Origin of the sequence: Cohnella zeiphila (assembly GCF_014212055.1) — a bacterium.
GTDB lineage: Bacteria > Bacillota > Bacilli > Paenibacillales > Paenibacillaceae > Cohnella > Cohnella zeiphila.
This window is the reverse complement of sequence record NZ_JACJVO010000009.1, coordinates 277,595-291,076: the sequence shown is the minus strand read 5'-3', so window position 1 is coordinate 291,076 and position 13,482 is coordinate 277,595. Positions and strand designations below refer to the sequence as shown.

8 protein-coding genes and 1 pseudogene are annotated in these 13,482 nt (G+C 58.6%); all 9 read right to left on the bottom strand.

Annotated elements, in window-relative coordinates; all coding sequences use genetic code 11:
- Nucleotides 1–526: 526 nt before the first annotated feature.
- Nucleotides 527–1,568, bottom strand: a pseudogene (locus H7C18_RS08430) (RNA-guided endonuclease TnpB family protein).
- A 213-nt stretch (nucleotides 1,569–1,781) separates the two neighbouring features.
- On the bottom strand, nucleotides 1,782–2,780 hold the full coding sequence (locus tag H7C18_RS08425) for a globin-coupled sensor protein (RefSeq protein WP_185128840.1): 999 nt from the start codon (nucleotides 2,778–2,780) through the stop codon (nucleotides 1,782–1,784).
- 335 nt (nucleotides 2,781–3,115) lie between these two features.
- Nucleotides 3,116–4,018, bottom strand: a complete 903-nt coding sequence (locus H7C18_RS08420; RefSeq protein ID WP_185128580.1) for a carbohydrate ABC transporter permease — start codon at nucleotides 4,016–4,018, stop codon at nucleotides 3,116–3,118.
- Nucleotides 4,019–4,031: 13 nt separating this feature from the next.
- A complete protein-coding gene (locus tag H7C18_RS08415) occupies nucleotides 4,032–4,958 on the bottom strand; it encodes an ABC transporter permease (RefSeq protein ID WP_420481845.1) in 927 nt (308 codons plus the stop codon).
- Nucleotides 4,959–5,102: 144 nt separating this feature from the next.
- The gene (locus H7C18_RS08410) at nucleotides 5,103–6,851 is read right to left on the bottom strand and encodes an ABC transporter substrate-binding protein (protein WP_185128578.1); all 1,749 of its coding nucleotides are present in this window, start codon (nucleotides 6,849–6,851) and stop codon (nucleotides 5,103–5,105) included.
- A 140-nt stretch (nucleotides 6,852–6,991) separates the two neighbouring features.
- Nucleotides 6,992–8,530: a response regulator gene (locus H7C18_RS08405; RefSeq protein WP_185128577.1), complete on the bottom strand. Its 1,539-nt coding sequence runs from the start codon at nucleotides 8,528–8,530 to the stop codon at nucleotides 6,992–6,994.
- 3 nt (nucleotides 8,531–8,533) lie between these two features.
- Nucleotides 8,534–10,330 carry a histidine kinase gene (locus tag H7C18_RS08400; protein ID WP_185128576.1) on the bottom strand — a complete coding sequence of 599 codons (1,797 nt, stop codon included), beginning with the start codon at nucleotides 10,328–10,330 and terminating at the stop codon, nucleotides 8,534–8,536.
- Entirely contained in the window at nucleotides 10,302–11,858 is a 1,557-nt protein-coding gene (locus tag H7C18_RS08395; RefSeq protein WP_185128575.1) for a response regulator, read from the bottom strand. Before H7C18_RS08395 ends, H7C18_RS08400 begins: the two co-directional genes overlap by 29 nt.
- 84 nt (nucleotides 11,859–11,942) lie before the next feature.
- Nucleotides 11,943–13,349 carry an AraC family transcriptional regulator gene (locus H7C18_RS08390; RefSeq protein ID WP_185128574.1) on the bottom strand — a complete coding sequence of 469 codons (1,407 nt, stop codon included), beginning with the start codon at nucleotides 13,347–13,349 and terminating at the stop codon, nucleotides 11,943–11,945.
- Between the last annotated feature and the right edge of the window lie 133 nt (nucleotides 13,350–13,482).

Sequence of the window (13,482 nt, the reverse complement as noted above, 5' to 3'; positions counted from 1 at the left end):
CGCCTTTCGCGCCGCTGCGCGTTCGTATCGTTACCGCTTTCATTCTAAGCCTCGGCGCGGGATGGCGGAAGGGGACGATCTTCAGGTTTTACCCGGAGAATATTCTTAGACTTGCGGCCGCAAGTTTGTGCGAATGCGGAATTCTAAACGCCCTAGGCGAATGAACTGACCCTGTAGACGCCTATGAATATACTGGCAAGGTAACGTCAAACCAGACAGAACGGTGGTGATCGGCATGGGTTATCCTGTAGGCGGCTTGGTTGGCGGCGCTATGCAAGCGGCTGCTTTCGTTCTGGTACTGTACGTTCTCCTGGTCATCATCCTGAAAGCCGGAATCTTCTGTTAATGCGGAAGTCAATGACCCCCACTTCACTTCTTTTGAAGTGGGGGCTTGTGACTGCCCAATCGTACAATCGTCTGACGACTCCGATCTCTTGGCGTTCGCACGCGAACGTGGCGTCACATCTGTAGCAAGCTTGTGCTTGCTGACGGGCAGAAAGACGGCTGCCCCACACGGCATAGCATGCTACGCCTGCACCTCTTCGAGGTACTGGTACCCTTTGAACAACAAATTCATGGCGGCCACCCGGTCGTCGTTGCTCCTGTAAGCGCATTTCCGGCAACTAAACCCATGCCGTTTCTTGTCCCGGTTTGCTTTCTCTTGGTGGTTGCATCGCGGGCACTGCCGGGATGTATAATGCGGGGGCCACGGCAATCGTCACAGCCCCTGCAAGCTGCGCCTTGTATTCCACCATCTTGCGTAGCTGGTAGAACGCCCACGATACCGACACATAACGGTCTACCGTGGCGAACGAGTGCCTTGCTGACCTTGTGGTTCACATCGGTCATGTAGCGGGTTTCTCGTTGCCCTATCTGTTTGAGTCTGCGGCGGGAGGAAGGAGTTTGTTTCCGCTGCAATTGCTGGCGCAATTGCTTGAAATACGCTCTTTTGCGTTTCACCTGCCTGCCGGGATAGAAATTCGTTTTCCCATGGGAGTCAAAGGAGGTGGCCAGGAAGTTGATCCCCAGGTCGATCCCGACCACTTGCTTAATCTCCTCAAGCTTTAGTTCTTCGATCTCTTTGGACATCGGGATATGCAGGTACCACTTGCGATTCCTGTAGACAAGCTTTGCTGTTCCGAACCTCCAGGACCCGTCGAAGTACTTCTGCATTCCTTTGCGTTCGAACGGAACTTTGATTCTCCCGTTCAAGGTGCCCACAGAGAACAATCCGTCTGTCAGCGAATAATCGCGCTTCCAAACCAGATCGTATTCCGGCTTCTGAAACTGTACCTGCGTCCATGCGTGACCCTTGCTTCGATTGGTCTTGTATCTGGCGATTACCGTCTTCATCACCGATTGCGCATCTGAGATCGCAATCCGTAGACAGTGCGCAGATTTTGGTAGGTTAGCTCATGCAAGGAACGCTGATTCAACACCTTGCCGTTAAACACAACGGAGGAGATATAATGACATCCCACACGATAAGCAGAGACCGTATGCAGCAGGGCTTCTGCCTGCGGCGCTGTCGGCTTGATCTTTATTTTAGCCGTCACCGTTACGAGCATACGTTCGCCTCCTTCTGCCCAAATCTTAGCACATATCGGGAGAGAGGACTAGACAAACGAGGCATTCAGGCATAGCCTGACACGCATTCATCCCCGACTTCAAGAAGATCGGGGTATCCTGCGTGAACATTGATGGAATAAACCCATAGTCTTTCCTTTTCCGTCACGACATCGGCGTGGCGGATTTTTGCTCGGCCGCCGGACCCTCCCGGTCTATTGGATCTTCTCCAGTTCGGCCGTGACCGCTTCGATCATGCCGACGAACGCCGTCAGCTCCTGCGAGCTTGCCGCTTGCTCCCGTGCCAGCCTGGACGTGGTCTCCGAGTCGCTCATCACTTCGTTCAGGACGGCGGCGATGTCGGCCAGGTTCGTCTTGATCACCTTGAGCGAGTCTTTGGAGTGGGCGGCGAGCTTGCGGATTTCGTTCGCGACAACCCCGAATCCGCTGCCGTACTGACCCGCGTGCGCGGCTTCGATGGCCGCGTTCAGACCGAGCAGGTGAGTTTGGTCCGACACTTCCTGCAGCAGCGAGCCGACCGAAGCGATCTCGCCGATCTTGTCGCGCAGCAAGTCGACCTTCCCGTGCGCCGTCTCCTGAAGCTCGGCCGTATGGCTCGCCGCCTCCGAGACGGATTGGCTGCTGGAGCTGAGCTGCACCATCATCGAAGCGAGCTCCTGCACCGCCTTGTTGACCTGGGCGAGCGTCGCTTCGCGCTGCTCGGACAAGTTCCGGATCTTCTGCTTCTCGTCTTCTTCGTAAGCTTCCAGCACCAGTTGGGAATCAAGGTTGAACATCTTGGTCAGCGCCCAGAAGATGCGGCTCCATTCGTCCGGCGCCGCGATCCGGAAATGGTCCAGCGCCTTGTCCAGGTAAGCCATGTACGTTCCCAGATACCAGTTCGTCGTCAGCCCGATCTTGGAATGCAGCTTGCCGATAAACAGTCTTTTCTCGATATATTCCATATCGATCTTGCCTTCCGTCAGCGTCAAGAAGTACCAGCGCTGCGTCATCTTCAGCCGCTCGATCGTGCTGTACTTGCCGATGATGGCGGCCAGCTCCGGCTGAGCCTCGATATGGTCGTATAGCCGGTCGACGACCGAGTCCGCGACTTGCTCGAACTGCTCGCGCCGGCTCCCCAGATACTTCAGATCCTCCTCCGTAATGCCGATGTACTGCAGCTGCTTCCGTCTCTCTTCGTTGACCTGGATCATGCCGTCCCTCCCGGAAGATTTGTCTCGCTTCATTTCTAATTCTTCTTCCGACAGGAAAATCCTTCATTCGACCCGGAAGCGAGACGAGGAATCCGCGACCTCGGTCCTACTCCAGGCAAACGGCATTGAGGCACACGGCAGGCGTACGTCCAAATAAAACAGCCCCGGATTTTTCTGTCCGAGGCTCTTCCGCTTTCCCTCCCAAGCCGAAGCCGACGAACTTTCGAACCGCCGGCTTGAGGCGCTGCTCCGCTTCGAACAGGAGCGGCCAATGTCGCGTCTCCGGGGCGTTCTGCATGGCCGTTTGCGCGTTCCCGGATCCAGGCGGGCATCCCCTACTCTTTCACGCTGCCGAGCTGCATGCCGTGCACGAAATATTTTTGCAGGAACGGATAGACGACCAGGATCGGCACCGAGGCGACGATCGTGATCGACGCCCGGATCGAGACCGGGGTCACCATGTTAAGCGCGGCGTTCGCATTGTTCCCATTGACGACGGACGGGTTGGCATTCGAGAACGACGCGGATGACAACAGCTTCATCAGCTCATATTGCAGCGTGCTCAAGTTTTGCTTGGAGGAGGCATACAGGAACGTATCGAACCAGGAGTTCCACTGCCCGACCGCGACGAACAGCGCCACGGTGGCCAGAACCGGTTGGCAGAGCGGCAGAATGATCGAGAGGAATACCCGGAAATCTCCCGCGCCATCTACCTTGGCCGATTCGATCAGTCCTTCCGGAAGCGTCTGCATATAGGTTCGAATGACGATCATATTGAACGCGCTGATCAAGCCTGGAACGATATAGACCAAGAAATGGTTCAAAAGGTGCAGATCTTTGATCAGGAAGTAGGTAGGAATCAGTCCCGCATTGAAATACATCGTCATCACGATGAGGATCGTAACCGGCTTGCGGAACACGTATTCCTTGCGGCTGACCGTATAGGACAGCATGGAGGTCAGGAACAGGCTGAGCACCGTGGCGATAAGCGTTCTTGCCACCGATACCCAGAAAGCGTGATAGATCGTCCCGCCCGCGAACACCGCTCGGTAGTTCTGATCGGTCCAAATGCGAGGCCATAAATAGATGCCGCCGCGAATCGTATCGTTGCCGGCGTTAAACGATACGGCCAGCGTATTCAGAAAAGGATACAGCGTGATGACCGTCAGCGCGATCATGACGATAGCGTTGAACGTTTGGAAGACAACCGGCTCCAGCCGTAGCGTTCTCGTTCTCATCGGGTTGCCCTCCTCATATCAAGCGGTCTTCGCCGAAGCGCTTGGCGATCGTATTGGCCGCGAAGATGAGCGTGATGCTGACAACGGTCTTAAAGATGCCTGCGGCGGTTGCAAGCGAATAGTTGCCGATCTGCAGGCCGTATTTCAGTACGAAAATATCGATCGTCTGCGACCAGTCGACGACGACGCCGTTGCCGAGCAGGTACTGCACCTCGAAGCCTGCGTCCAGAATCCAGCCGAGATTCATGATCAGCAAAATGATGACGATCGACTTGATGCCCGGCAGGGTGATATTAAGCATCTTCCTGTATCTGTTCGCCCCGTCGATCTCCGCCGCTTCGTAAAGCGAGGGATCGATGGACGTGATAGCCGCCAAGTAGATAATGGCATTCCAGCCCACTTCCTTCCACACATGGGAAGCGCCTACGATTCCCCAGAAGTAGTGCGGCTTGCTGAGCCACATGATCGGCTCGTGAATGAATCCGAGCTTCATGAGCACCACGTTGACGATGCCGCCGTCTACGGACAACGCATTCGCGACGAGGCCCGTTACGATGATCCACGACAGAAAGTGCGGAAGATAAGAGATGGTCTGTATCGTACGCTTGTACAGCTTGTTCTTGATTTCATTAAGCAAAATGGCGAATAAGATCGCCGTGACGAAGCCGAGCACAAGATTGATGAAGCTCATGCCGATGGTGTTGCGCAGCACCTTCAGAAACATATCGTCTCTGAAAAGAAATTTGAATTGCTTAAAGCCGACCCATTCCTGCTGGGAAAAAGGCAACGCCGGTTTGAAATTCTGAAAGGCCTGCGTCCAGCCCCAAATGGGGTAGTAAGAAAACAAAAGGACGTAAAGGAGTATGGGCAGCGACATCAGTATCAACTGCTTCTGGCTGCGCATCCGTTTCAACAGGGACGTTTGGGGTGCGGCAGTCATCGCGGCCGTCTTCGATGAAATAACTTTCGTGGCGCTCGCCATCGTTCTCTCCTCCTATCTATCTTCCGGAAGTTCGGCACACGTCAGGTGCGGAAAGCACCGGCAATTCGCCGATGCTTTCCGCAAGACGATCGTTTTCTTCCGTTAGTTGCTGGTCCAGTTCTGAATCCGCCACTGAATTTGCGAGTTGATCCGATCTTCATACGCTTTCACGTTGATCTTCTTGTAAGCATTTACGTATTCGTCCCAGACGGAGTCGAATTTGTCCGGCTTGGACATGATCGCCTTCGGCAAATACTTAAGCGTAGCGTCCGTCATCTGCTTGTTGGCGACCGAGGCATCGGAGCCGTCGATCAGATCGATCTGCCAGGCCGGATAATAGACCGGATTCTCCGGAGCGGGGGAGAAGAACTCCGACCAAGTCTTGTGTTGGTAGGCGTCGAGCACTTCCTTGTCCTCCGGCTTCAGCGAAGCATAGAACTCGTCCGGTTGACCGCCCGGTCCCGTAGCGTTGCCGTCGCTGTAAGTGCCCTCCATCTTCGGCGCGTAGCCCCATAATGCATCGGCTTTATTGGCCAGCTTCCAGGTCGGATCATTCTGCTGATCGCGCTGTTCCTGCGTGCGGTAGAATTTGCCGTTCGCGTCCACTTCGTAATCGACGCCTTCTTCGCCCCACTGCAGCGTCTTCTGCCAGTCTTCGGTCACGAGAGCGTCAAGGAACTTGATGATACGAACCGGGTCTTTGGCATCCTTGCTGATGCCGAAGCCGTTGTTCAGGTTGATGACGGCGCGGTCGAGATAGTGGTCCTTGACGCCATCGTAGGTCAGCGGGAAGCCGACATAGGTTTCGCCGATCTTGTTTTGAGCGACCAGCTCGTTCTCGCCCTGTTCGAAGTCCCAACGCTGGTCGAACATGCCGAGCACGCGGCCCGACGAAATCTTCGCCAAATATTGGTCATAGTTCTGCACGAAGGCTTCTTTGTCCATCAAGCCTTGGTTATAAATATCGTTGAGCTTTTTGTAATAAGTCTTGGAGATATCTTGGGTGGCAAATACGGAGGCGACTCCGTTGTCGACTACGACGCCGCCATCGTTCGCATGACCGCTTAGATGCTCCGGCGCGTTGGTCAGCGGGAACGTTCGCCAGTCGTATGCGAGAGTCGTGAAGCCGATCGTCGGCTGACCGTCGCTCGTCGTCGGATGCTTCGCCGCGTAGTCGCTGATCAGCTTAAAGTAATCGTCCAGCGTCTTCGGCGTCGGCCAGCCCGCTTCCTTAAGAACTTGCTTCTGAATGAAGAAGGCCGGGCCTTCATAAGGGCCGGTGTTATGAACCTCTCCGGTATAGGCGCCATAGTTCGGCAGCCAATAAATATGGCCGTCGCTGGAATCCTTCATTCGATTCCAGTAAGCCGCGTAGTGCTCCTTCAGATGCGGCCCGTACTTGTCGATCAGATCCTCCAGCGGAATGACCGCTTTGGCCGTCACGAGCTTCGGGTCGGCCGTGATGAGGTCCGGATAGTCGCCGCCTGCGATCATGACGCCGAGCTTCTGCTGCAAGTCGCCGACCAGGAATTCCATGTTGAGCGTAACGCCCAGCTCGTCCTTGATCTTCTTGTAGATCCGGTTGTCCGGCGTCGGCGCCTGATTCGGCGAACCGATGAACGCCGAGATCGTAATCGGTTTCAGATCGTCGCCCGTCGACGCCTCGGCGCTTCCGCCGGCGGAAGCGGACGCCGTACCCGAAGCCGCCCCTTGGCTCGGCGAGGAACCGCCGTCCGCGCTGCCGCCCGCGTTATTGCCGTTGTTATTGCCGCTGCATCCGGCAAGCGCGAGACTGAGCGCGAGCGCCAGCGATGCCGAGCCCCAAAGCTTCTTTCTTGTCGAAACCCCCATGTCATGCTCCTCCTTCGAAATCCGTTTGACTTTGCTTCTTCATTATGAAGAAATGTATGCGGTTGCAACATAATCAGATTTAAGCTCTATCCCCCCTTAATTTTAGGTTGCCGCCTTCTCCCCGGCCTTGCCGCCGGGCGTCACGGGGAGGATAGAAGCCTGTAATCGGCCGGCTTCATGCCCAGCCGCTTCTCGAATTGCTTCAGGAAATGCTGATAGCCCCGGTACCCGACCGACTCCGCGATCGTATACGAAGCATCGTCCGTCTCGCGAAGCCGGCGCTTCGCTTCCTCGATTCGAAGATCGTGGATATAATCGAGAATGCCCATGCCGTATTTGCGCGAGAAAGACTGCCCCAGGTAGACGGGATTGATATAGAACCGTTCCGCGATCTCCTTGATCGTGAACGACGCCGTGTAATTCCGCCGCAGGAAGTCGGCGACCTTGGCCGGCGTCCCGCCGGTCCGGCGATCCCGCAGCCGGAACGCGGCGGACTGGCACTTCAGGCAGAAGCGGGTCAGAGATTCCGCCGACTCCCGCAAGTGCCTGCCCGGCGGGACGCCGTCATCCAGTCCCGCTTCCTTGATCAGCTCGTTGGGATCGCCCCCGAGCTCCTTATAAACCGAGGCGCAGCGGAGCACGACCTGGGTGCAGAAGATGCCGACCAGCTCCGGAAGCGTCATCCGTGCTTCGAACGTGCGGAACGCTTCGCGCACCGCCGCCTCCAATTCGTCCGGCCGGCCGTTCTCCACCGCCTCGACGATGGCGTCCGCCGCCTTCAGCGCTCCCGGGTCGGAGGACAGCGTCTTGCCCCGGATGTCCTCGTAATGGATCACTTGCCCCGTTCCGAAAAACAAAAATCGCTCGGCTTCCGCCGCGCTGCGATACGAGACGGACAAGTCGTCCAGGCGTTCGACGACGCGGCCGGCCGCCACGCCGATCCGTCCGGGGGTCGCCTCTTGCAAAGCCGGAAGCAGGCGATTCGCGAAGATCTGGATCTCTTCCCGGTCGGAGCGCTTTAAACCTAGAACGAGCCCGAACGCTCCCCGGTCGCAATCGATCAGGTGGCAGCATTCGAGCTCCTCCGCCATGCCGAGAGCCGCTTCGCGGACCGCGCCCAAGCCTTCTTCGTCCGTCCCGACGTGCAGATACGCCCATGCGAACGCTTGCTCCGCCAGAGGGGACAGCGTTCGCAGCGCCTCCCGCCGTTCGGAATCCTCGCCGCCGAAGAGCAGCACGGACAGCGCATGGCTGGCCGCGTACCGGTCCGCGCTGTGGCGGATCAGCAGGCGCCGTTCGCGCTCGCGGAGCTCATTCTCGAGCCGTCCCAGCAATTCGTCGGCCTCTTCGGAGACGACCGGCTTCGTCAGGTAATGCGTAACGCCCAGGCGCATCGCCCGCCGCGCGTACTCGAAATCGTCGTACCCGCTCGCAATGACGAAGAGGGTGGAGTCGTTGCCCATACGCCGCGTGCCTTCGATCAGTTCGAAACCGTCGAGAACCGGCATGCGGATGTCGGTCACGACCAGATCGGGCGGGTCCAGACGGATTCTGCGGATCGCCTCTTCTCCGTTGCCGCATGCGCCTTCGACGCGGAACCCTCGTTTTTCCCAATCGATCAGAAGCTCCAGTCCTTCGATGGCGAACGGCTCGTCGTCGACCAAGAGCACCTTGTACATGTGTCATGCCTCCTTTTGACAGTCGGATGTTTCCAGCCTCGCGAGCGGAATTCGAAAGCCCGCCCGGGTCCCGCTTCCCGGATCGCTCTCGACGACAAAACGTACGTTCTCCCGATAGAACAGCTCCAATCGCCTGTAGACATTGCGAATGCCGACATGGCCGTCCATCGCCCGGTCGGACCGGACATCTTCCATCAGCTGCTTCAGCTTGCCTTCTTCCATGCCGACGCCATTATCGATGACGTTCGCTTCCAGCGCGCGCTCCGTCAGCTTCACGGCGACCCGGATCGTCCGGTTGTCCTTGCGGGCCTGCAGCCCGTGCTTGCACGCGTTCTCGACGAGCGGCTGAATGCTCATGCGCGGGATGAGCAGCGGCAGCGTCCGCGGATCGACGTCGAAGTCGTAATGGAACAAGCTGCCGAACCGGAACTTCTCGATTTGCAAGTACATCGAGGTGAATTGCAGCTCCTCCTCGACCGGCACCAGGCCGTCCGTCCGGCTGAGCAGCCGCCGCATGAGCAGCGACAGGTTCTTGATGATCTCCGTCACGTCGGTATACCCGTTTTTCGTGCACACGACCAGCAAAGCGTTCAGCGTATTGAACAGGAAGTGCGGATTCATCTGGCTCTGCAGCATGGAGAGCTCGGTGCGCACCCGCTCCAGCTCGAAGCTTTTCTGCCGGATCTCCAGCTTGTAGACGTCGTTGATGAGCGAGGTGATCTTGCCGGTCATGGCGTTGAACGTCCGGATCAAACCGCCGATCTCGTCTCGGCCTTCCTGGATGTCGATCCGGTCGAACTTCTCGCTTCGGAACTTCTCCATGTGGCGGGACAGCTTCTTCACCCGGAAATGATAGGATCGGAGGATGATGAATATGAGCAAAGACGGGATAAACGTGCTGATGATCGCCAGCCAGAAGATCGAGCGCCGGGCGTCGCCGAGCAGGCTGTCGATGTGGCGGGTATCCGCGACCCCGACCAGCTTCCAGCCTTTCAGATAGCTGACGTCCCCGATCTCCCGTTCCATCACGTACCCCGGCTTGCCGCCCGCAGCGGTGTCCGGCGCACGGGAAAGAAGCGGTTCCTGCTGCTTGCCGGCGAGGGAGCTGGCTGCCACGACCCGGTTCCGATCGTCTACGAGGCGAAGCTGCAGGCTGTCGATCTCGCGGTTCAGAATGCTGGATATTTTGCCTACGTTCAGATCCACCAGCAGATACTTGTCAAATTTCCCGTACGAAGCGAACGTGTTCATCCGGCTGACGACGCTGATTCGCTTGCCGGGGGTGAAGGTCGAGTTCTCGTTATAGGCGACGACGACAATGTTGCCGTCCGACTGCTTCAGCTGCTCCAGCCACGGCAGCTCGACGGATACGTTGCCGATCACGTGATAGTTCGAGCCGGTCTGGATCGTACGGTTGTTCGTGAAAATACGGACTTCCAAAATATTGGCGGACATATAGCGCGTGAGCTTATCCCTCAGGAAACCGTTGTACACGTCGTAATAATCGACCGGAGTCTCGTATTTGCGGTCCAGCGCCTCGTAGATCGCGTCGTCGCCGGCGATCGAATGGCTGAGAGCGACGGCTTCGTCGATCATGCCGAGAAGCTCGCCGGACGCCCGCTCGATCGATTTGCGGAGGTTGTCCTGCTCGCGGCTTTTGATGTCCGCGGAATTGCGCTGGTAGAAGAAAATATTGATCGTCATGATCGGAAGAAGAACGCAGAGCAGATAGATGAGCAGGAACTTGTATTTGAGGGGAATGTCGTTCACTTTATGGAAAACTCGGGCTTTGCTCCGCACGCCGCTCCCCCCTCCGCTTGTTTTTGTATGAAGACGGCAGCTCTCCTGTAAGCGCTTTGAATTTATCCGTAAAGTATTGGGCGTCGTGATAGCCCAGCGTCGCGGCGATGTCGGACATCTTCATGTCCGTTCGGCGAAGCAGCTTGCGGGCCTCCTCGATCCGAAGGCCGTGAACATAATCGTTAAAGCAGGAGCCCGTCTCCCGCTTGAACTGCTGCCCGAAATAAACGGGGTTCAAGCGAAATCGCTCCGCCAGCTCCTGGAGCTGGATTTTTTCCCGGTAATGAAGCTTCAGGTATTCGATGGCTTCCGCGACGGCGCTTCCGGATCCGTGAGCACGTTCCGGCTCCGCCGCTCGCGCTCGCCGCTCCGCCGCCCGGACGCACAGCCGTTTCAGCGTGTCGCCGGTCCACGGTGCCGCGTCGTCGTCCGGGTCGGCATACCGTCGAAGAAGCTCGCCGCGGATACGCCGGGCGGCCGCTTCCACCCAGCCCTCGCGGGCTCCTTCTCTGGCCAATCGTTGAAGCAGGCCGTCCACCGAGCGGCCGGCGCCCTCCGGATTGCCCTCGTCGATCAGCCGAAGCAGCGCTTCGGCGCAGGCTGTAATCTCCTCCAGACGATAATCGCCGTCTGCGGCTCGCTCCCGATACAGGTGCAGGCCTCTGTGCGGCCCGAGCCTCGCGAGGCCGCGCGCTTCCATCGCCTGACGGTACAGCTCGGGCACGGAGGCGAGCCCGCGGGCGCTGCCGCTGCAGTAGACCGCCAAGTCCCCCAGGTCGGCGGCCATCGTCGCGGCCGCTTCCGCAAGCCGAACATCGAACCGTTCCCCGCTTCGCCCGTCGTCCAGAACGAGCAAGCCGGCCCGGCCCGGCGCTTCCTCGAAATGCCAGGTCCGCGACGCGCCGCCGATGCCGGCGTCGGCCAGCTTCCTCAGCCGGGGCTGTACGCTCCCGGCCGTCGCAAAAACGCCGCCGTCCGGCCCGGCGGCCGATTCGGCGATGAGCAGGCTGCAGCGCGTTCCCTCGTCGGCTCCAAGGAGCCGTTCCGCGGATCGGACCGCGCCGGCTCCTCCGTTCTTGAGCAAGGCGACGATGGCCGAAGCGGCCGCGGCGGTCTGCTCCTTCTGGGCGATGGCACTGGTGCGGCGGAGTTCTTCCAGCGGACCGGCCAGTTCCAGCAGCAGCCGGTGAATCTCCTCCGTCACGAGAGGCTTCAGGACGTAGTGGTCCACCTGATAGCGGAGCGCCTGCCGAGCGTAGCTGAATTCAGGATAACCGCTTACGATGACTATTTTCATGTTTAATTGCATTTCTTCCTTAAGGATTCGAATCAGTCCGAGCCCATCGAGCACAGGCATCTGGATATCGGTCACGACCAGGTCCGGCTCGCAGGCGCGAATCGAGGCGAGCGCCTCCTCTCCGTCCGTCGCCGTGCCGCATAATTCGTATCCGCACGAGTTCCAGTCAACCATCGTTTTCCAGCCTTCCAGCATGAACGGCTCGTCGTCCACGACCAGCACCTTGTACATCCGAACTCTCCCTCCGCTGAATTTCACATCCAGTATGACATCCGCCCGTCTGCGCAACAATGGACTAGAAAAGGTTTTCTTGGATTATTCTACGATGGACTCGGAGACTGAGGATCCCGGCCCCGGCCGGGCTCTTGCCCTGTAATCGTTGGGACTGATTCCGACCGTCCGCTTGAACAAACGGCTGAAGTAGGCTTGATCGGCGAGACCGACCTGTCGGCCGACTTGAAAGATTTTCAGATTCGTCTCCCTCAGCAGCGTCTTCGCGCGTTCAATGCGGATGCGCGACAAATGCCAGGTGAACGTCTGACCGGTTTCCGTCCGGAACAACGCGCTCACGTAATTCGGCGTCAGTCCGAGCTTCTTGGCGAGCAGGCCGAGCGTCAAGTCCGGGTTGCCGAATTCGGTCTCGATCGTCAGCAGAGCCAACCGGACCGTCCGGCTCATGAATTCGAAGCTATTCCGTTTCGCTGGCGGCGGCTCCGCCATTCCCGGCCGGCGCAAGCTCAGCCGGTACAAGTCGCGCAGTTTGCCGGCTTCCGGGGCCGCTCCGCCCACCCCGAGCCGGATCGCGACCTTGAGATTTTTCTCCAGCAGCGCCTTGCACCGGGCGGCGTACTCCTCCATGGGAGGAACGGCGGCCCGATCCGAAAACAGCACGGCCGTGAGCGATTGTTCGCCGACGACGACGGCCGCGATGCCGTGTCCGGACAACGCATCGTCGAGCAGGATCTTCGCCATGAATCGCTCGGGCTTCGTCCAGAAGCCGCGATCCGGGATCACAATGGAGAACAAGCCGACCCACTGAAACGGCGGGAAGAGCGATTTGTCCGCAATCAGGCCGTCATCCTCCGAGGCGCAGAGCAGGTCCTCCACTTTTTTCTCCAACGCATACTGCTCCCGCAACCGTTGCATGGCCGGCGACTGCCACCCCGGATGCGAAGGAAGCGCCGGCTGATCCGCTTCTTCGGAAGCGGCATAGTCGCCGAGAGCGAGCAGCACGTTCAGCATGGCTGCGCGCAAGGCAAAGCCGGCGTCCGCATCGCCGTCGGCCCCCGGCTCCGGCGGCCTCGCCATTTGCAGAAGCCAAGGACGAAGCTTTATCGCCAGCTCCGAATCGGCGGCGATCCGCGCGTTGCCGATCCGCTCCATCCGCCGATAGACGGCGGCGTCTTCGATGTCGAAATGCAGGCAGAAATACGTCATCGGAGCCGCCTGCCCGTTCCGGCTCTCGTGAACGCGGCCCGGTTGAATGAAGAGCAAGTCGCCTTCGGTCTGGACGAACTCGGTCTCGTCGACGGTCGTGATCTGCCGCCCCTCCAGAACGATGTTCAGTTCGAACAGAAGGTGGTTGTGCCTGGGATAGGACCATCCCTCCCTCACCTGGCGCCAATGCGTGCCGCCCAGCTGCAGCGAGAGCCGGAAATCCGGCAGCGCGTACGTCTCCAAGTCGAGATCCCTTTCCGTTCCGGCTTCCGTCATCCAGGACATGCGCGAATCGTCTCCGTTCAGTGGATTTTTACCGCGATTATACCATGCGCGAGAAATCGCCCCCTGCATTCGTCCCGTTCTCCCTCTGCGCCGGTCGGCCGGCATTTTTTTACGATCGCCAGTTCCTCCTCTA

What these genes read in the sequence shown, in the direction of transcription:
- H7C18_RS08425 (WP_185128840.1), bottom strand. Translation starts at nt 2,780, where the DNA reads ATGATCCAGGTCAACGAAGAGAGACGGAAGCAGCTGCAGTACATCGGC.
- H7C18_RS08420 (WP_185128580.1), bottom strand. Translation starts at nt 4,018, where the DNA reads ATGAGAACGAGAACGCTACGGCTGGAGCCGGTTGTCTTCCAAACGTTC.
- H7C18_RS08415 (WP_420481845.1), bottom strand. Translation starts at nt 4,958, where the DNA reads ATGACTGCCGCACCCCAAACGTCCCTGTTGAAACGGATGCGCAGCCAG.
- H7C18_RS08410 (WP_185128578.1), bottom strand. Translation starts at nt 6,851, where the DNA reads ATGGGGGTTTCGACAAGAAAGAAGCTTTGGGGCTCGGCATCGCTGGCG.
- H7C18_RS08405 (WP_185128577.1), bottom strand. Translation starts at nt 8,530, where the DNA reads ATGTACAAGGTGCTCTTGGTCGACGACGAGCCGTTCGCCATCGAAGGA.
- H7C18_RS08395 (WP_185128575.1), bottom strand. Translation starts at nt 11,858, where the DNA reads ATGTACAAGGTGCTGGTCGTGGACGACGAGCCGTTCATGCTGGAAGGC.
- H7C18_RS08390 (WP_185128574.1), bottom strand. Translation starts at nt 13,349, where the DNA reads ATGTCCTGGATGACGGAAGCCGGAACGGAAAGGGATCTCGACTTGGAG.